General features: G+C 73.0%; 15 protein-coding genes. 8 read left to right on the top strand and 7 right to left on the bottom strand.

From position 1 onward, the window contains the following. Positions 1-20 precede the first annotated feature (20 nt). Positions 21-1,088 carry a LacI family DNA-binding transcriptional regulator gene (locus tag ABEA82_RS15810; RefSeq protein ID WP_425588524.1) on the top strand — a complete coding sequence of 356 codons (1,068 nt, stop codon included), beginning with the start codon at positions 21-23 and terminating at the stop codon, positions 1,086-1,088. 22 nt (positions 1,089-1,110) lie between these two features. Continuing rightward, positions 1,111-3,024, top strand: a complete 1,914-nt coding sequence (locus tag ABEA82_RS15805; protein ID WP_345662106.1) for a DUF2264 domain-containing protein — start codon at positions 1,111-1,113, stop codon at positions 3,022-3,024. Positions 3,025-3,093: 69 nt separating this feature from the next. Here ABEA82_RS15805 and ABEA82_RS15800 read toward each other — a convergent pair whose 3' ends face one another. From ABEA82_RS15800 to ABEA82_RS15790, 3 genes are read right to left on the bottom strand one after another with little or no spacing between them, the layout of a single operon-like run. After that, complete coding sequence (locus ABEA82_RS15800) at positions 3,094-4,587, bottom strand: tripartite tricarboxylate transporter permease (RefSeq protein WP_345662105.1); 1,494 nt, start codon at positions 4,585-4,587, stop codon at positions 3,094-3,096. A gap of 1 nt (position 4,588) precedes the next feature. Further along, positions 4,589-5,128, bottom strand: a complete 540-nt coding sequence (locus ABEA82_RS15795) for a tripartite tricarboxylate transporter TctB family protein (protein ID WP_345662104.1) — start codon at positions 5,126-5,128, stop codon at positions 4,589-4,591. Further along, positions 5,125-6,108: a Bug family tripartite tricarboxylate transporter substrate binding protein gene (locus tag ABEA82_RS15790; protein ID WP_345662362.1), complete on the bottom strand. Its 984-nt coding sequence runs from the start codon at positions 6,106-6,108 to the stop codon at positions 5,125-5,127. The genes ABEA82_RS15795 and ABEA82_RS15790 overlap by 4 nt, the downstream gene beginning before the upstream one ends. A gap of 227 nt (positions 6,109-6,335) precedes the next feature. Here ABEA82_RS15790 and ABEA82_RS15785 point away from each other — a divergent pair, with 227 nt between their 5' ends. After that, positions 6,336-7,091 carry a response regulator gene (locus ABEA82_RS15785; RefSeq protein WP_345662103.1) on the top strand — a complete coding sequence of 252 codons (756 nt, stop codon included), beginning with the start codon at positions 6,336-6,338 and terminating at the stop codon, positions 7,089-7,091. Positions 7,092-7,293: 202 nt separating this feature from the next. On the opposite strand, the gene ABEA82_RS15780 is transcribed toward ABEA82_RS15785, so the two are convergent. From ABEA82_RS15780 to ABEA82_RS15770, 3 genes are all read right to left on the bottom strand, one after another. After that, the gene (locus ABEA82_RS15780; RefSeq protein WP_345662102.1) at positions 7,294-8,697 is read right to left on the bottom strand and encodes an NAD(P)/FAD-dependent oxidoreductase; all 1,404 of its coding nucleotides are present in this window, start codon (positions 8,695-8,697) and stop codon (positions 7,294-7,296) included. 7 nt (positions 8,698-8,704) lie between these two features. Beyond that, positions 8,705-9,376 carry an HAD-IA family hydrolase gene (locus ABEA82_RS15775; RefSeq protein ID WP_345662101.1) on the bottom strand — a complete coding sequence of 224 codons (672 nt, stop codon included), beginning with the start codon at positions 9,374-9,376 and terminating at the stop codon, positions 8,705-8,707. Between the two features lie 152 nt (positions 9,377-9,528). Next, a complete protein-coding gene (locus ABEA82_RS15770) occupies positions 9,529-10,188 on the bottom strand; it encodes an SDR family NAD(P)-dependent oxidoreductase (protein WP_345662100.1) in 660 nt (219 codons plus the stop codon). 166 nt (positions 10,189-10,354) lie between these two features. On the opposite strand from ABEA82_RS15770, the gene ABEA82_RS15765 reads away from it, so the two are divergent. Next, on the top strand, positions 10,355-11,698 hold the full coding sequence (locus ABEA82_RS15765) for an MFS transporter (protein WP_345662099.1): 1,344 nt from the start codon (positions 10,355-10,357) through the stop codon (positions 11,696-11,698). Positions 11,699-11,801: 103 nt separating this feature from the next. Continuing rightward, positions 11,802-13,361: a PucR family transcriptional regulator gene (locus ABEA82_RS15760; RefSeq protein ID WP_345662098.1), complete on the top strand. Its 1,560-nt coding sequence runs from the start codon at positions 11,802-11,804 to the stop codon at positions 13,359-13,361. 12 nt (positions 13,362-13,373) lie between these two features. Here the strand turns inward: ABEA82_RS15760 and ABEA82_RS15755 are convergent, their stop codons facing one another. Beyond that, positions 13,374-14,966, bottom strand: a complete 1,593-nt coding sequence (locus ABEA82_RS15755; RefSeq protein ID WP_425588523.1) for an alpha/beta hydrolase — start codon at positions 14,964-14,966, stop codon at positions 13,374-13,376. A 288-nt stretch (positions 14,967-15,254) separates the two neighbouring features. Here ABEA82_RS15755 and ABEA82_RS15750 point away from each other — a divergent pair, with 288 nt between their 5' ends. Genes ABEA82_RS15750 through ABEA82_RS15740 form a run of 3 tightly spaced genes read left to right on the top strand, consistent with a single transcriptional unit; the run spans position 15,255 to position 18,057 of the window. Continuing rightward, the gene (locus ABEA82_RS15750; protein ID WP_345662096.1) at positions 15,255-16,379 is read left to right on the top strand and encodes a Gfo/Idh/MocA family protein; all 1,125 of its coding nucleotides are present in this window, start codon (positions 15,255-15,257) and stop codon (positions 16,377-16,379) included. After that, complete coding sequence (locus ABEA82_RS15745) at positions 16,376-17,302, top strand: DUF6807 domain-containing protein (RefSeq protein ID WP_345662095.1); 927 nt, start codon at positions 16,376-16,378, stop codon at positions 17,300-17,302. Before ABEA82_RS15750 ends, ABEA82_RS15745 begins: the two co-directional genes overlap by 4 nt. Then, positions 17,296-18,057 carry a cupin domain-containing protein gene (locus tag ABEA82_RS15740; protein WP_345662094.1) on the top strand — a complete coding sequence of 254 codons (762 nt, stop codon included), beginning with the start codon at positions 17,296-17,298 and terminating at the stop codon, positions 18,055-18,057. The genes ABEA82_RS15745 and ABEA82_RS15740 overlap by 7 nt, the downstream gene beginning before the upstream one ends. The last annotated feature ends 9 nt before the right edge of the window (positions 18,058-18,066 follow it).

Genomic DNA, 18,066 nt, shown 5'->3' with positions numbered 1-18,066 from the left:
CGGAAGAGGAGAAGCGGGGGATGGGGAACGACATGGTGTCCAAGGGACGGGTCACGATCCGCGAGGTCGCCGAGCGGGCGGGTGTGTCCACGGCCACCGCCTCCCGCGCGCTCAGCGGCAACCACCCGGTGCCTCCCGCGACCCGGGCCCGGGTGCTGCGGGCGGCCCGCGACCTCGACTACGTGGCCAACGCCCACGCCCGCGCCCTGGTAGGCGGCGGCCGCAAGATGGCCGCCGTGGTGGTCCGTCAGGTCACCAGCCCCTTCTACGCCCAGGTCGCCGAGGGCGTGGAGGCGGAGGCCGCCGACCGCGGCTGGCTCTGCGTGGTCGGCGCGACGGGCGGGGACGCCCAGCGCGAGATGGAGTTCGTGCGGCTCATGCGGGAGGAGGGGGCGCGGCTGGTGATCCTCGTCGGCGGAGTCGTCGAGGACGAGGCCTACCGCGAGCGCGTCGCCCACTACGCCCATGCCCTGGACTCCTCCGGAGCCCGGCTCGTGCTCTGCGGACGGCCCGCGCCCGGCCCGGAGATCCCCGCGCTCGTCGTCGAGTTCGACAACGAGGCCGGGGCCCGCGCCGTCACCGCCCACCTGCTCTCGGCCGGGCACCGCCGGATCGTCTTCCTCGGCGGACTGCCCGGCAACACCGCCCTGGACGCCCGCGTCGCCGGCTACCGGGCCGCCCTCGCCGACCACGGACTGCCTCCCGAGGCCGCGCACGTCGTCGACTGCGGACTCGGCCGGGCCGCCGGCCACCGCGCGATGACCGAACTCCTCAAGAAGACGGACGAGTTCACGGCCGTGTTCGCCGGTGACGACATGGTCGCCGCCGGCGCCCTGCGCGCCATCGCCGATGCCGGACGGCGTGTCCCCGACGACATCTCCGTCGTCGGCTACAACGACATCCCGCTCGCCGAGGACTTCAACCCGCCGCTCACCACCGTCCGCACCCCCGCCGAGGAACTCGGCCGCGCCGCCGTGCGCATCGCGCTGCGCGACCCCGAGCACGCCGCCGGGGCCCACCATCTGCTCGGCACCCACATCGTCGTCCGCGAGAGCGTCGGCGCGCCCCCGCCCGGGCGCGTCCTGTGACCAACGGAGGAACCGCACCCGCATGAGCGCGCCGCACGTGTCGCTCCCCGACCCGAGGCACCTCCCCAACCTGCCCCACCTGCCACCTCCCGACCCGCTGACCTCGCCCGTCACCGGCTGGACCCGCGCCCACTGGGAGTCGATCGCCGACCGGCTCCTCGACGCCCTGACGCCCTACGCCTCGCCGGGCCTCGCCCAGTACCGGCTCCCCGGGCCGCCCAGCCATTCCGGGCCGTGGTCGGACGGGCTCGAGGGCTTCGCCCGCTCCTTCCTGCTGGCCGCCTTCCGCATCGCCGGTTCCGGCGGACAGCGGCCCGCGCTCGTCGAGCGGTACGCGGCCGGGCTCGCGACGGGCACCGACCCCCGCAGCCCCGACCACTGGCCCGCCATCACCGACCGGTCCCAGCCGATGGTGGAGGCCGCCTCCGTCGCGATCGCCCTGCACGAGACCCGCCCGTGGATCTGGGACCGGCTCGACGACCGCGTACGGCAGCGGATCGCCGACTGGCTGGGCGGCTTCGTCGGAGCCGTCGTCAACGACTCCAACTGGCGGCTGTTCCAGGTCATCACCGAGGAGTTCCTCGCCTCCGTCGGTGCGCCCCACAGCCGCGGCGAGATCGACGCCGGCCTCGCCCGCCTGGAGGACTGGTACCGGGGTGACGGCTGGTACACCGACGGCGACGGCCGCAAGTTCGACTACTACAACGCCTGGGCCCTGCACCTGTATCCGGTGCTGTGGGCCCGGATCGCCGGTCCGCGCGCCGATCCGGCGCTGGTGGCGGGCCACCGGGCGCGACTGCGCTCGTTCCTCCACGACCACCAGCACTTCTTCGGCACCGACGGGGCCCCGGTCCACCAGGGCCGCTCCCTCACCTACCGTTTCGCGACCACCGCACCGCTGTGGGCCGGGGCCCTCGCCGACGCCACGCCGCTGCCGCCCGGCCGCACCCGCCGCCTCGCCTCCGGCGCGCTGAAGCACTTCGCCGAACGCGGCGTGCCCGACGAACGGGGCCTGCTCACGCTCGGCTGGTACAAGCCCTTCCTCCCGGCCACCCAGCGCTACTCGGGCCCGGCCTCCCCCTACTGGGCGAGCAAGGCCTTCCTCGGTCTGCTCCTGCCCGCCGACCACCCCGTGTGGACCGCGCCGGAGGAACCCGGACCGGTCGAGAAGGGCGACGTACGCCTCGCGCTGCCGGCACCCGGCTGGCTGCTGCACTCCACCGCGGCCGACGGGATCGTACGGCTCGTCAACCACGGCAGCGACCGGCTCCCGCCCCCGCCCGCCGAAGCGCAGGACAGCCCGCACTACGCCCGGTTCGCCTACTCCAGCGCGACAGCCCCCGAGACACCGGCGGACCGGGGCCCCGACAACCACCTCGCCCTGCTCGCCCCCGACGGCACGCCCAGTCCGCGCGGCCGTATCCACCCCCTCGGTGTCGACGGCGCCCGTGCCGCGTCCTGGCACCGGGCCGTGCTCCCGGGCGGCGGTGAGGGGCACCGCATCGAGACGGTCAGCGTCGTCCACGGGCCCTGGGAGGTCCGGGTGCACCGCGTCGACGCGCCGCCCGGCACGCCCGTGCGCGAGGGCGGCTGGGCCGTGGCCGACGACACCGGGCCACCGGCCGTCCGGACCGGCCCCGGCCGGGCACTGGCCCGGCGCGCGGACGGCCTGACCAGCGCGCTCATGGGACTGCACGGCTGGAGCGACGCCGAGGGCACGGTCGCGGCGGCAGTGGGCCGCAACGCGTACGGGCACCACTCGGCGACTCCGCTTCTGACGCTGCCGTCCCACCCCGGTGGTACCTGCCTGCTGGTGACGCTGGTGGTGCTCAGTGCCGACCCGCGGGTACCGGTCACAGGAGCCCGGGTCCAGACCGCCGCCGACGCGTCCGTGGAGATCCGCTTCCCCGACGGCGTACGCGAGACGGTGCCCTGAGAGGTGCCCCAGGACATGCCGAGGGGCGCGGCTCGGAAACAGCCGCGCCCCTCGGCGGAACCTCGCGCGTCAGGCCTCGACGCGCCCGCGCCTCACCGCCTTCTTCAGCAGCGGCCAGGCCAGCAGCACCACGATCACCGCGTACACGGTCACCGCGAACGGCGTGTTGACCAGGCCCGTCACGCTGCCGTCGCTGATCTGCAGGGCCCGCCGCAGCTGCTGCTCGGCGTTGGGGCCGAGGATCACGCCGATGACGGCGGGCAGCACCGGCAGGCCGTAGCGGCGCATGCCGAAGCCGATCAGGCCGATGATCAGCAGGATCACCAGGTCGATGACCTCGCCGCCGACCGCGTACGCGCCGACCGCAGCGAAGAACATGATCCCGGCGTACAGGTACGGCCGGGGGATGCGCAGCAGCTTCGCCCACACCGGCGCCAGCGGCAGGTTGAGCGCGAGCAGCAGCACCATGCCGACGAACAGGGAGGCGATCAGCCCCCACACCAGGTCGGGTTCGCGCTCGAACAGCAGCGGGCCCGGCTGGATGCCGTACTGCTGGAAGGCGGCCAGCATGACGGCCGCGACCGCCGTGGTCGGCAGGCCCAGGGTCAGCATCGACACCAGGGTGCCCGCCGCCGAGGCGGACGCCGCCGACTCCGGTCCCGCGACGCCCTCGATGGCGCCCTTGCCCCACTCGTCCTTGTGCTTGGACAGGCGCTTCTCCGTCACGTACGACAGGAAGGTGGGGATCTCCGCGCCGCCCGCCGGGATCGCGCCGAACGGGAAACCGATGAACGGGCCGCGCAGCCACGACTTCCAGGTCCGGTTCACGTCACCGCGCCCCAGCCAGGGACGACCCACCGGGATCGGCTCGGGCGGCCTGCGCCGCAGGTGCGCCGCGACCCACAGGGCCTCGCCGATCGCGAAGAGACCGACCGCGACGATCACCACGTCGATGCCGTCGGCCAGTTGGAGCGAGCCGAACGTCAGGCGCTGCTGGCCGGTCATCTGGTCCAGGCCCACCAGGCCCAGGGTGAGACCGATGAGCAGGGAGGCGAGGCCGCGGATCCGGGACGAGCCGAGCACCGACGTCACCGCGATGAACGCCAGCACCATGATGGCGAAGTAGTCCGGCGCGCCGATGTCCACGGCCAGCTTCGCGACCGTCGGCGCGAGCGCCACCAGCAGGAGCGTGCCCACCATGCCGCCGGCGAAGTGACCGATCGCGGCCGCCGCCAGGGCTTGGGCGCCGCGGCCGGACTTGGCCATGGGGTTGCCCTCCATGGCCGCGACCACCGCCGCGCTCTCACCGGGCGTGTTGAGCAGGATGGAGGTGGTCGAGCCGCCGAACATCGCGCCGTAGTAGATGCCGGCGAACATGATGAACGCGCCGATCGGGTCGAGCCCGTATGTCACCGGCAGCAGCAGGGCGACCGCCATCGCCGGGCCGATGCCGGGCAGCACGCCGATCGCCGTGCCGAGCAGGACACCGATCGCGGCCCACAGCAGGTTGACGGGGGTGAGGGCCGTACCGAAGCCGTCCAGCAGGGAGTTGAAGGCGTCCATGTCACAGCACTCCCATCAGCGGACCGCCCGGCAGGGGCACTCCGAGCAGGTTGTTGAAGACCACGTAGGTCACGAGGGCCAGCCCGGCCGCGATGAGCGGATCGCGGTCGATCCGGCGGCTGCCCAGCGTGAACGCCGCGCCCCAGAACAGCAGCGCCCCGGCGACGGGGAAGCCGAGCGGCTCGATCAGGACGGCCGCGCCGAGGAACACCCCGGCGAGCAGCAGCACCGTGCGCCAGTCCGCGGGCTCGGACAGGTCGACGTCCTCGCCGCTCTCGGCCTGGCCACGGCCGCCGCGCAGCACGTCCACGGCGAGCAGGGCGGCGATCACCAGCAGACCGGCGCCGACCACGACCGGCACGGTCTTCGGGCCGACCGGGCCGCGCTGGGCGATGTCGACGTCCATGGTGAGCGCGTCGGTCAGGACGAGCACGCCCAGCACCAGCAGCAGCGCACACACGCCGAGTTCGGAGTGCTCCCGCAGCCACGAGCGCTTCTCGCTGCGCTGCGCGGGAGGAATGTCGGTGGTCTGCGTCGTCACAGTCCCAGCTCCTTCAGCACCGAAACCACGCGCTTGTCCTCGGCGTCGAGGAAGGCGCCGAACTTGTCGCCGGTGAGGAAGGCGTCGTCCCAGCCGTTCTGCTTCAGGGACTTCTGCCACTCGTCCGAGCCGTGCAGCTCCTCGACCAGCCGCACGAGCTTGTTCCGCTCGCCGTCGCCCAGACCGGGCGGGGCGACGACGCCGCGCCAGTTGGTGAAGTCCACGTCGTAGCCCGCCTCCCGCAGCGTGGGCGCGTCCAGCCCCTCGACGCGCTCGGGGCCGGTGACCGCGAGCAGGCGCAGCTCGCCCGCCTTGATCTGGTCCAGGTACTCGCCGACACCGGAGACACCGAAGGCGACCTTGTTGCCGAGGATCGACGCGAGCAGTTCCCCGCCGCCGTCGAACGGGATGTAGTTGACCTGCCTCGGGGGGATCCCGGCGGCCCGCGCCATCAGCATCGGGGCGAGGTGGTCGGGCCCGCCGGGCGACGAACCACCGCCCACCGGAAGCTTGCCCGGGCTCTTCTTCCAGGCGCCGACGAGATCGTCGATCGTCTTGTACGGGGAGTCCTTGGCGACCACGACGACGTCCTGCTCCTCGGTGAGCCGGGCGATCGGCGTGGTGTCGCCGAGCGTCTTCGGCGCGTCGTTGGAACGGACGGCGCCCACGACCCCGAGACCCATGGACATGGCGAGCTTGCCGTTGCCGTGCTCGCTCACCAGCCGGCTCAGCCCGACCGTGCCACCGGCGCCGGGCAGGTTGAACACCTCGATGTTGTGGGTCAGTCCGGCGTCCTCGGCGTTCTTCGCGGCCGTCCGGGCCGTGATGTCGTAGCCGCCGCCGGGCGTGTTGGGGACCATGAATCGCAGGCCCGGGATCTGTGTGCCGGTCTCGGTGCCGCTGCCGGTGGTCAGCAGCGGCGGTCCGACGAGCACGAGCACGGCGGCCCCGAGCAGGGCCAGGGGGGTGCGCAGGCGCACGAGTGCCACCACCTGTCGGTACGTCGATGCGGTTGGGAAAGGCCCTGTGGGGGAGGGTGACGTGGGCCACATGCTGCACCGGGGGCCGACGAACTGTCTCTCTTGCGGAACCAACGGAGGTTTTGGTCTTTGCGGTCGGCGTGAAAACGCGAGCGCCGCGTGCACGTCCCTTTCCCCCACCGCAGGCGGACGCCATGATGGGCGGCCCCGGCGCGGAAGGAGGCACGATGACCAGCCAGCCCGGTACGTCCGGCAGGACCGACACGATCGACGTCCTCGTGGTCGACGACGACTTCATGGTGGCCAAGGTCCACCGTGCCTTCGTCGAGCGCGTCGAGCCGTTCCGCGTCGTCGGTGCCGCCGGTACCGGCGAGGAGGCCGTCACCGCCGTCGACACCCTGCGCCCCGACCTGGTTCTCCTCGACCTCCACCTGCCGGACGTCTTCGGCCTCGACGTCATCCCCCGGCTGCGCACGGCGGGCCACGACTGCGACGTCATGGTCGTCAGCGCCGCCCGGGAGGCCGAGACGGTACGCGGCGCCGTCCGGCACGGGGTCGTCGACTACCTGCTCAAGCCGTTCGAGTCCGAGGAACTGCGCACCCGCCTGGAGCGCTACGCCGACCGGCGCGGCCGGTTGCTCGGCACGGTCGTGCGGGGCCAGGCCGATGTCGACCGCGTACTGGCCGGAGCGGCCGGACCGGGCTCGGCCGCCCCGGCCCTGCCCAAGGGCATGAGCGTGGAGACCGCCGAGCTGGTCGAGCGGGCCCTGCGCGCGGCGGACGGCACCCTCTCCGCCACCGAGTGCGCCGCCCTGACCGGCGTGTCCCGCGTGAGCGCCCGCCGCTACCTGGAGCACTTCCACACCGTCGGCCGCGCCGAGGTGTCCCTGCGCTACGGCGTGGCGGGTCGCCCCGAGCGCCGGTACCGCTTCCGCGAGGCGCCCACGGCCCAGTGGCGGGGCGGTGCGGAGCGCGCCCGGTAGTCGGGGCGGGCGCGGGGAACGTGCTGAGTGGTCGAGTGGCGGGGTGGTGCGGAGACCGCCCGGCGGTTGAGCGGGGCTTCAGACGCCGGGTGACCTCGTCGGGCGGCGAAGAACGCGCCGAGTCGCCGCGTGGCGAGGACCGCGCCACCGGTCGCGGACACGGACGCGGTCCTCCGGCATGTCGACGCGGTCCTCCGGCATGTCAGGGGCGGCGGCTGATGACGTCGGCCACCCTCGCGAGCCGCGACGCGCGTCCGTGCCCCGCGAGCTCCCTGCGGTCCGCCCGGCTGTAGGCCAGGTACATGGACCGCACCCCCAGCCACCGCAGCGGTTCCACCTCCCACTTGCGCGAGGTGTGCCCCACCCAGGGCAGCCGGGTCAGCTCGGTGTCGTGCCCGAGGACCAGGTCACGCAGGGTGCGGCCGGCCAGGTTGGTGGTGGTGAGGCCCTGGCCGACGTATCCGCCGGCGTGCCCCAGCCCGGTGGCGGGGTCGTAGACGGCGCTCGAGCACCAGTCCCGGGGCACGCCGAGGACACCGCACCAGGCGTGTGCCACCCGGTGGCCGCGCGCGGCGGGGAACCTGCGGTGCAGGATCTCCGTGAGGGAGCGGACGGTCGCCTCCTGAGTGGCGCCGTCGCGGTCGGTGGCCGAGCCGAAGCGGTAGGGGATGCCCCGGCCACCGATCGCGATCCGGTCGTCGGCCGTGCGCTGGCCGTACATGTGGGAGTAGCACTTGTCGCCGAGGGTCTCGCCCCGGCTCCAGCCGATCTCGTCCCAGACGGCCCGCGGCAGCGGCTCGGTGACGATCATCGAGCTGTTCATCGGGAGCCAGGTGCGCCGTTCCCCCGCCAGGGAGGCGGTGTAGCCCTCCGTGGCGCGCAGGATCACGGGAGCCCGGACGACACCCCGGTCGGTGTGCGCGGCGCCGCTCTCGATGCGGGTGACGGCGGTCGACTCCCGGATCGTGACGCCGAGGGACTCCACGACGCCGGCCAGGGCACGGACGTAGCGTGCCGGCTGCATGCGGGCGCAGTGCGGGGTGTAGGCGGCCTTCACGGCCTCCGGGATGCGGATGCGCTCGCGGAGTTCGGCGTCGTCGAGGAGGCGGGAGTCGGTGACTCCCCACCTGTGGTCCTCGGCGACCCCCGCGGTCAGCCGCCGCACCTGCGCCGGCGAGGTGGCGATGCGCAGGGTGCCGCCCTTGACGATGTCGGCCTCGATGCCCTCCGCCGCGGCGACGGCGACGATCTCGTCGACGGCCTCGTGCATCACGCGCTGCTGGTCCTTCACCGCGTCGGCGCCGTACAGCCGCGCGAACCGGTCCCGGGAGCCGGCGAGCAGCCCGGAGGCCCAGCCGCCGTTGCGCCCGGAGGCGCCGTAGCCGGCGAACTCGCGCTCCAGGACGACGATGCGGAGGGAGGGGTCGGCCTTCTTGAGGTAGTAGGCGGTCCACAGGCCGGTGAACCCGGCGCCGACGACGCACACGTCCGCGGTGGTGTCACCGGGCAGCGCGGGACGCAGCGGAGGGCGTCCGCCGATCGCCTCGAACCAGAAGGAGACGTTCCCGTTGACCAGGTCCGCTCGTGGGTCGGTGGTCGAGTGCATGGCGTGATCAGAGCCCCAGCAGCGCCGGGAGTTCCGACAGGTCGCGGATCTCGTCGTACGGCTGGAAGGCGTCGCTGCCCTTGAGGCCGTAGCGGTTCACCCACACCCTGCGGGCGAGGCCGAGGTCCTTGGTGGGCATGATGTCGTAGTCCCAGCCCTGCGCGGCATGGGTGATCTGGTCCCTGCGCTGCGGAAGGACCTCGAAGAGCTTCTCGAAGGCCTGGCGGCGGGGCTTGTAGGCGCCTGCCTGTTCGGCGGTGACCACGTGGTCGAAGGGGACCCCGATGGTCTCGAGGTGATGAGGGATCAGATCGTTGTCGCTGTTGGTCAGGATGGCGATGTCGTACCCCTCCTTGAGCCTGCGCAGCGCGTCGGGGACGTCGGGGAAGACCGGGAACCTCTCGGCGGCCGCGACGAGCTGTTCGTAGTCCTCGTCGCGGTACTCGACGCCGTGCAGCAGCATGCAGTTCTCGAGCGTGTCCCGCAGGATGTCGCGATAGCGGCGGTAGGGCTGCACGACGCCCTGGAAGCGCATGACGCGCAGGTTGTCGAGGAAGACCTCGTGGTCGACGCCGACCTCGTCGAGGCGGTCGCGGACGATGGGCAGGGTGGCGCGGTTGAGGTCGAAGTCGATCAGGGTGCGGTAGCAGTCGAAGGAGACGACGGGCCTCGAGGACATGGGCGATCCTTTGGGTCGTGCGGCGAGGCGCCGCGGGCGAGGAAAGTGCGTCGGGACGTCGTCTCCTCACTGTCGGCCGGGCGGCCCCCGGCCGACAGGAACAGACTGTCAGCGCATCACGGTGCCGCTTGACACGGCGTCGTGGCTGCCCGTCACCAGGCGAGAGGCTCCCGGTCCCGGAAGAAGCCACCGGTGGGCCCGTCGTCGGGCAGGGTCGCGAGCCAGACCGGGGTGTCGGCGCCCTCGGCCGGGCCGCGCGTCGCGGACGGGCTCATGTCGGTGCGGACCCAGCCGGGCGAGGCGGCGTTGACCAGCACCCCGGTTCCGGTGAGCTCGGCGGCCAGCACCCGGGTCAGCGCGTTGAGCGCGGCCTTGGAGACGCGGTAGGCGGGCTCGCTCGGCCGGTCCATGAGACCGAGTGAGCCGAGCGTGCTGCTGACGTTGACGATGCGGCCGTAGCCGGCCGCGCGCATGCCCGGGAGGACCGCCTGGGCACACCGCCAGGCCCCGAGGACGTTGGTGTCCCACACCCGGGCGGCCACCTCGAGATCGGCCGTGGCGGGAGCCTGCCGGCCGTCGGTGACCCCGGCGTTGTTCACGAGGATGTCGACGCGTCCGTCCTCGTCGAGGATGTGCCGCACCGCCGCGGTCACACTGTCCGCGTCGCGGACGTCCAACCGCACGTCGTGTGCCGTGCGGACACCGTCCCGCACACCGCGCCACACGCGGATGCCCTGCCCGGCCAGAGCGTCCGCGATGGCGGCACCCAGCCCTCGATTGGCGCCTGTGACCAGCGCGTTTCTCACTTCCATGCGACCAGCTGTACCGCATCGGCGGGGCATGCGACACGCTTGCGCCCAGATCGGAACGCCGTGTCAAGCGGGCTCCGGGACGACCTGACACTCTGTCTCTGTCGGCCCCGGGTGGCCTGGCCCACAGTGTCTGGACATCGTCCCCGCCGACGAGAGGCACCCCACCATGTCAACCGCTCTGGACGACGTCCCCGTCAACCGTTTCCACAAGCGCCTGGTCGCCGTCGCGATGGGCGGGCCGTTCTGCGACGGCTACCTGCTCGGCATCATCGCGATCGCGATGAGCCAGATCACTCCGCAGCTGCACCTGGGCTCCGTATGGTCCGGCCTGCTCGCCAGCTCCGCCCTGATCGGTGTCTTCATCGGGGCGCTGGTCTTCGGCGCCGTCACCGACCGGATCGGGCGCCGGCTGATGTACCTGCTGAACCTCGTGGTGTTCGTCGCCGCGTCGATCCCGCAGTTCTTCGTGCAGGAGGCCTGGCAGCTCTTCGTGCTGCGCCTGGTCATCGGGATCGCCGTGGGCGCCGACTACCCGATCGCCTCCGCCCTCACCGCCGAGCTGGTGCCCAGGAAGCTCCGCGGTATCGCGCTGCCCGGGCTGGTGCTGTCGTGGTGGATCGGCTACGGCGTCAGCTACTGGGCGGGCCTCGCCCTGCTCAACCTGGGCGACGACGGATGGCGCTGGATGCTGGTCTCGGGCGCCCTGCCGGCCACGGTCTTCCTGCTCATGCGGACCGGCGTCCCCGAGTCCCCGCGGTGGCTGGCCAGCCGGGGCAGGGTGGACGAGGCGACCGCCATCGTGCGCCGCTACGTCGGCCCCGACGTGGCGGTCGACGACCTGGTCGCGGAGAGCAGGGCCCCGCGGCGCGGCGGTACCGGCCTGAGCAACATCGGCGAGGTGTTCCGCCGCGGTTACGGCAGGCAGATCGTGTTCTGCTCGATGTTCTTCCTCTGCCAGGTGGCGACGGGCTTCGCCATCCGCACCTTCCAGCCGCAGATCCTGGAGTCCATGGGCGTCGGCAACGCGACGACCAGCGCCGCCGTCATGATGGTGATCCCCATCCTGGGCGTGTCGGCGGGGCTGCTCCTGGTCGACCGGATCGGCCGCCGGCCCCTGCTGATCGGCAGCTTCGTCGGCATCTTCGCGTCGCTGTTCTGCCTCGCGGTGATCCCGATGCACCTCGCTCTGCCCGTCATCCTCCTGTTCCTGCTGTTCCACTTCGCCGAGGCCGCCGGCAGCGCCCTGCAGTTCCTGTACCCGAGCGAGCTCTTCCCGACGGATCTGCGGGCGACCGGAGTCGGGTTCGCCTCGGCCATGAGCCGCTTCGGCTCCGCCGGAGGCACCTTCTGCCTGCCGCTGCTCATCGCCGGTGTGGGCGGCTCCGGGACCCTGCTGATCGGAGCCGGGGTCACACTCGTCGGCCTCGTGGTCTCCCTCGCCCTGGCACCGGAGACGAAGGGGCAGGCGCTCACCACCGAGCAGCGTTCCGAGGTCCCCGCCACGACCTGAGACCGCTGACGCACGGCCCGGCCGAGCCCACGCCCCCACCGAACCTCCTGGTGACACCCGTGAGCCCATTGCGCGGCGAGTCGGAAAGATGCAACTTGTGAGAGTGAGCGACGGCGGGACGGTGACGGTGGCCGAGGTACTGGCCCTGCCCGTGCTGGCCCATGGGCTCCCGAAGATCCTCGCCGGGCACGACCGGCTGGACCGGCGGGTGCGCTGGGTGCACATCACCGAGTGGGAGCATCCGGCCTCGGCACTGCGCGGCGGGGAACTGGTGCTCACCACCGGTGTCGGCTTCCCCACCCGGCTCGACGAGTGGGCCGCCGAACTCGCCGACATCGGCGCCGCCGCCGTGGTGCTCGAACTGGGACGCTGCTACCACGAGGCGCCCTACGAGCTGGTCGCCGCGTGCCGCACCCGGGGCATGCCGCTGATCGTGCTGCGACGGGGCATCAAGTTCGTCGACGTGACCCAGGAAGTCCACGCGATGATCCTGACCGGCCAGGTCCGCACCCTGAGGGCCGCGCAGCGCGTCCACGACACCTTCACCGCGCTGTCCCTGCGCGGGGCCGGGGCCGACGAGGTGGTCCGGGCCGCCGCGGCCATGACCGGCAGCGCCGTCGTCCTGGAGAACCTGGCGCACCAGGCCCTCATCTGCGCGCCGGGGGAGGGCACGGTGGAGGACGCGCTCAACCGCTGGGAGGAGCGTTCCCGCGCCACTCCCTCACCCACCGGGCGCACCGAGGTGTGCGGTCAGGAGGGCTGGCTGGTCACCGCGGTGGAGTTCCGGGGGCAGCGGTGGGGACGCCTGGCCATGCTGCCCGGGAGCACCGCCGACCAGCAGTTCCTCGTCGACCACGTGATGGTGCTGGAGCGCGCGGCCATCGCTCTCACCCTGGCCCGGCTGACCCACGACACGCGGTGGGAGGAGCAGGCCCAGCGCGACGCGCTGCTCGACGTGCTCGAACAGCGGCACCTGTCCTGGCGCGACACCCGGACCAAGATCGCGGCGCTGGGCGTGTCCACCCACGGGCGCCGGCTGGCCGTCGTGCTGGTCCGCACCGCCGAGCGGGACGTGGTGCTCGACAAGCTGCGCGCGCGGTTCGAGGGCGGCGCGCTCGTGGGAGATCTGGGCGAGCGGGGCATCGGGGTGCTCCTGACCTTCCGGGAGCCCGGAGGATGGCACCCGCTCGCCGCCGAGATCGCTGAACTGGCCGGCACCCCCGTGTACGTGGGTGCCGAGGTGGGCGACCTGACTGAGGTGCCCCGGTCCGCCGCGGAGGCCGAACAGGTCGCCGACGCCGTGCCGCCCGAGGGGCGGCCGGCGGTCCGCACCCTCGCCGACATCGGCCTGCCGGAGCTGTTCTACTCGCTGCGCGACGACCCGCGGGTGCAGGCCTACGCCGAGCGGCAGCTCGCCGCCCTGCTCGCCCACGACCAGCAGCACGGCACGGATCTGCTGACGACCTTGCGGCACTATCTGGCGGCGGCGGGCAACAAGTCGATCGCGGCACGCCGCAGCCACCTGTCACGGCAGGCCCTCTACCAGCGCCTGCACATCGTCGAGGACATCCTGGGCGCGGACCTGGAGTCCGGCGACCGCCGGGCCCAGTTGCACGTCGCGATCGCGGCCCTCGACGCCCAGCGGATCAGGAAGCGCTCCTGAGACCGGGGAGCGTCAACGGCGCGCAGGCGCGGCGCAGTCCACGTCCCGTGCCGGCAGCCGGCCCGTGGCGAGGTACGCGTTGACCGCGTCGTCGACGCAGGGCGAGCCGAAGATGCCGTACACCCCGTGCTGGTCGGCGCCGCGCAGGGTCACCAGGCGCGAGGAGGGCCAGTCGGAGCGGACCGTCCTCGCGCCGTCGTAGGAGGTGCGCGGGTCGCCGGTGGCGTTGACGAGGAGGGCCGGCAGGTCGTCCCGGACCGTGGTCGGACGTTCGCGCGGCCGGTCCCAGTAGGCGCACGGGTTGAGATTGTTCGTCACGGGCGCGAACAGCGGGTCCCGCGCACGGGCGCGCTGGACGTCACGCCAGTAGACCTCCGGGTCACGCGGAGCGGCGTTGTCGCCGCACACGACGGCCGCCTGGGCACTGCCGTAGGGCGAGTCGGCGCCCGTGAGCACGAAGTCCAGCACCCCGGCGAGCCCCGGGGACGGTGTGACCCGCTCCCCCCACGACGCCCGAAGCATGTCCCGTACGCCTTGCGCGAAGTCACCGTAGGCTTCGTCGTTGTCCTGGGAGAGGCCGTTGAGGACGACGATCGGCATCACGTGCTCGTCCAGCCGGTGGTCACCGAGCCGCAGCGGGGTGCGGGCGGCGGCGGCCCGGATCCGCTCCACGGTGGCCAGTACCTCCCCCCGCGTACGGCCCAGGCCGTAGGTCGCGTCCCGGGCGGCGGCCCAGGAGGCCCACCCTTGCAGGGCCTGGCGGTTGGCCGGCTCGACGCCCCGCCACAGCCGGGCGCTGTAGCGGTCCGGGTCGATCACGCCGTCCAGGACGACCCGGTCGGTGCGGCCGGGGAACATCGAGGTGTACACCTCGCCGAGGTAACTGCCGTACGAGTAGCCCAGGTAGGAGATCCGCCGCTCGCCGAGCGCGGTCCGGACGACGTCCATGTCACGCGCGGTGTTGCGGGTGGTGGCGTGGGGGAGGACGTCGCCCGCGTGGGTACGGCAGCGCCGGGCCAGGTCCTTGGAGAACGCGGCCATGCGGTCGAAGCCGGCCCGGTCCTCGCCCGCCCCGCGCCACGCCGAGCCGGTCGGCCAGCGGCAGTCCAGTGCTGTGCTGCGGCCGACGAAGCGGGGGTCCACGCCCACCACGTCGTACCGTGCGGCGACGTCCTTCATCGCCTCGCGCACCCACGGCGCGTCGCCGAGCGACGGTCCGCCGGGGCCGCCGCCGTTGAGGAGCAGCGGGCCGACGCGGTGGGCGGTGTCGGTGGCGCGGATCCGGGAGATCGCGACGGTGATGGTGCGGCCGCCGGGGTCGGAGTAGTCCAGCGGTACGGTCACGTCGGCGCAGCGGGCGCCGGCCTGCTCCAGTTCCTTGCCGGTCGTGTCGTCCGGGCCGAGCACGCAGCTCTTCCACGCGAGGCGCTGGTGGTGGAAACGGGCGAGGGGATCGGGGGTGCCCTGAGCCGTGGCGGGCAGTGCCGTGAGGGCGAGGGCGGCGGCTGTCAGCGCGAGGGCGAGTCTGCTCGCTCTTCCCGGGGAACGGGATAACACGTCGTGTCCTTTCTGTCGCCGATGCCCCCCGTGAACTGGCAGGGACATGGCCGGGAGGTGGGTCGTGCGACAGAACGGTAGGGACGACCCGCCGCCTGATCACTCCGGCTGGCAGCCGGATCATGGTGGGGGAAACCCCCGCGCGGAGCCGCGGAATGCCGTTTCCGTGGCGGCGGCAGCAATCGGAAACTCCGCCTCAAGCTGGGAGAATGCTCGGGCGGACCTTGTACAGGTCGATGCAGGGGGGTTGTCCAGACATTCGCTCGCGCCTAGGGTCACCTTCCGAGTGCAAGCGCTTTCCAAGCGTGTGTCCGCCGGCTGTCCGAGGAGCGCCGCATGTCCGTGTCCCCAGGGTCTCCCGCCCGCCGTCGCGTGGCCGTCGTCGGCACCGGAGCGATCGTCAGCGGCAGCCACCTTCCCGCGCTGCGGGCCCACGCCGACCGGGTGGAGCTGGTCGCCGCCGTCGACGTGGACCAGGAGCGGCTCGACGCCTTCCGGGAGCTGGCCGGCGGCCAGGTCGCCGGATACACGTCGGTGGACGCCATGCTGGACGCCGAACGCCCCGACCTGGTCCTCATCGGGACCCCGCCCTCCCTGCACCGGGACCAGACGGTGGCCGCGCTCAAGGCCGGTGCCTGGGTGCTCTGCGAGAAGCCGCTCACCCTGTCGCTCGCCGAGTACGACGAGATCGCCGCCGCCGAGGAGGCCTCGGGCGCGTACGCGTCGGTCGTCTTCCAGCACCGCTACGGCTCCGGCGCCGTGCACGCCCGCGAACTGATCACCGGCGGCGAGCTGGGCGCCCCGCTGGTCGCGCACTGCCAGACCACCTGGCACCGGGACGCCGCCTACTACGCCGTGCCGTGGCGCGGGAAGTGGGCCAGCGAGGGCGGCGGGCCCACCATGGGCCACGGCATCCACCAGTACGACCTGCTGCTGCACCTGCTCGGTCAGTGGGAGGAGATCCAGGCCATGGCGGCCCGGCTCGTCCACGACACCGAGAGCGAGGACGTCTCCACCGCGCTGGTCCGCTTCCGCGGCGGCGCCCTCGCGACCGTCGTCAACAGCGTGCTCTCCCCGGACGAGGTGAGCCGGATCCGCGTGGACTGCGCCGACGCCACCGTCGAGCTCACCCACCTGTACGGCCACACCAACGACAACTGGGTCTACACCCCGGCCCCGCACGTGGCCTCCGAGCGGGCCACTGCCTGGCGCACCCCCGCGAACGACGTGCCCAGCTCGCACACCGCCCAGCTGGGCGCCCTCCTCGACGCCTACGACACCGGCACCCGGCCACCCGGCAGCGGCCAGGACGCCCGGGCCACCCTCGAGTTCGCCGCCGCCCTGTACAAGGCGGCGTTCACCGGCCGCTCCGTGCGCGCGGGCGAGATCGGCCCCGGCGATCCCTTCTACGAGGCCATGCACGGCGAGTACCCCGACTGGGCCCCCAAGGAGCGCGCATGAGCATCCGAGTCACCCACACCCACGGCGAGGACATCGCCGTCACGGCGCCAGGCGGCACGGAGATCCTCCGCTACGTCTACCGCCCCGACCCGGACCCGTTCGAGTCCCGCAAACCGTACGCGCACCCGGTGCGCACCCTGTCCGGCCGCACGGTCACCGGCTACCGCCCCAACGACCACCGCTGGCACAAAGGCCTGCAGATGACCGCGAGTCATCTCTCCGGCCAGAACTTCTGGGGCGGCAACTGCTACGTCCACGGCCAGGGCTACCTGCCCCTGCCCGAGCGCGTCGGCTCGATGCGGCACGACGGCTTCTCCGGCTTCACCGTCGAGGACGACCGCCTCGCTTTCACCGAGAACCTCACCTGGATCGAGAACGGCGGCGAGGAGTGGGCGCGCGAGGTGCGCGGCCTGACCGTGCACTCCGTGGACGAGGAAGCCGGCGCCTGGGCGCTGGACTGGTCGATCCGCCTCACCAACACCCGTTCCGCACCCCTGGCCTTCGGCTCCCCGACCACCGCGGGGCGCGAGATGGCCGGCTACACCGGACTCCAGTGGCGCGGCCCGCGCGACTTCACCGGCGGCACCGTCTTCGCCCCGGGCACCGACGCCGACGCGGGCAAGCTGATGGGCACCCAGAGCCCCTGGCTCGCCTTCAGCACCGAGCACGACGACGTCGACGGGCACTCCACCCTGGTGTTCGCACACGCGCCCGAGAACCTCGAAGAGAAGTCCGCGATCCACGAGTCGCACTGGTTCGTCCGCTCCGAGCCCTTCCCGACGGTCGCCTTCTCCTGGGCGTTCTTCGAGGAGTTCGAGCTGCCGCCGGGCGAGTCCTTCGGCTACCGCTACCGGCTGGTGATCGCCGACGGCGCCTGGGACAGCGACCGGGTCGGCACCCACCTGGAGGGCCTGCCGTGGTGAGCGACCCCAAGCCCGCCCTGCCGCACCCGCTGCCCGGCGCGATCGGCCTGTCCCATCTGAGCGCCTACGACTGGGAGGCCGCCGACGGGGTCTGCGGCGGCAGCCCGCACCTGCACCTGGTGTGCACCGAGGCGTACGTCGTCACCGGCGGCCGGGGCGCGGTCCAGACGCTCAGCCCCGACGGCTACCGGGACATCCCCCTGGCCGCCGGTTCCGTCGCATGGTTCACACCGGGCACCGTGCACCGCATGGTGCAGGGCGGCGATCTGCGCATCACCGTGCTGATGCAGAACAGCGGCCTGCCCGAGGCCGGGGACGCCGTGTTCACCTTCCCGCCCGACGTCCTCGCCGACCCGGAGAAGTACGCCGCCGCGGCCACCCTGCCGCCCGGCACCGGACCGGAGACGGAGGCCGCCGCCCGGCGCCGCAGGGACCTCGCCGTACAGGGCTACCTCGTGCTTCGCGAGGCCCTCGTCGCCGGGGACAACGGCCCGTACCTGGAGTTCCAGCGGGCCGCCGCCCGGATCGTGCGCGACAAGGTGCCCACCTGGCGCGCCCTGTGGCGGGCGGGCGCCCTGGCCACCGCCGAACGCACCGGCGCGCAGCTCGACGCCCTGGCCGACGGCGAGCCCGCCTACCTCGGCGAGGCCACCGCCCACGAGGCCGCGCCCACCCGGCTCGGCGGCTTCGGCATGTGCGGCCGCCGGGACGAGTACGCGCTGCCGGGCAGCACGCTGCCGTACCAGGGGGAGTAGCCCAAGGGG

Source organism: Streptomyces venetus (genome assembly GCF_039540295.1).
Taxonomy (GTDB): domain Bacteria; phylum Actinomycetota; class Actinomycetes; order Streptomycetales; family Streptomycetaceae; genus Streptomyces; species Streptomyces venetus.
The sequence above is the reverse complement of the archived record's forward strand: the minus strand, read 5'-3'. Positions and strand labels throughout refer to the sequence as shown.

Excerpts from the sequence above, each read along its gene's own strand:
- ABEA82_RS15805 (WP_345662106.1), top strand. The coding sequence starts at position 1,111 with ATGAGCGCGCCGCACGTGTCGCTCCCCGACCCGAGGCACCTCCCCAAC.
- ABEA82_RS15785 (WP_345662103.1), top strand. The coding sequence starts at position 6,336 with ATGACCAGCCAGCCCGGTACGTCCGGCAGGACCGACACGATCGACGTC.
- ABEA82_RS15745 (WP_345662095.1), top strand. The coding sequence starts at position 16,376 with ATGAGCATCCGAGTCACCCACACCCACGGCGAGGACATCGCCGTCACG.
- ABEA82_RS15770 (WP_345662100.1), bottom strand. The coding sequence starts at position 10,188 with ATGGAAGTGAGAAACGCGCTGGTCACAGGCGCCAATCGAGGGCTGGGT.
- ABEA82_RS15775 (WP_345662101.1), bottom strand. The coding sequence starts at position 9,376 with ATGTCCTCGAGGCCCGTCGTCTCCTTCGACTGCTACCGCACCCTGATC.
- ABEA82_RS15810 (WP_425588524.1), top strand. The coding sequence starts at position 21 with ATGGGGAACGACATGGTGTCCAAGGGACGGGTCACGATCCGCGAGGTC.
- ABEA82_RS15800 (WP_345662105.1), bottom strand. The coding sequence starts at position 4,587 with ATGGACGCCTTCAACTCCCTGCTGGACGGCTTCGGTACGGCCCTCACC.
- ABEA82_RS15750 (WP_345662096.1), top strand. The coding sequence starts at position 15,255 with ATGTCCGTGTCCCCAGGGTCTCCCGCCCGCCGTCGCGTGGCCGTCGTC.
- ABEA82_RS15755 (WP_425588523.1), bottom strand. The coding sequence starts at position 14,966 with ATGTCCCTGCCAGTTCACGGGGGGCATCGGCGACAGAAAGGACACGAC.
- ABEA82_RS15765 (WP_345662099.1), top strand. The coding sequence starts at position 10,355 with ATGTCAACCGCTCTGGACGACGTCCCCGTCAACCGTTTCCACAAGCGC.
- ABEA82_RS15780 (WP_345662102.1), bottom strand. The coding sequence starts at position 8,697 with ATGCACTCGACCACCGACCCACGAGCGGACCTGGTCAACGGGAACGTC.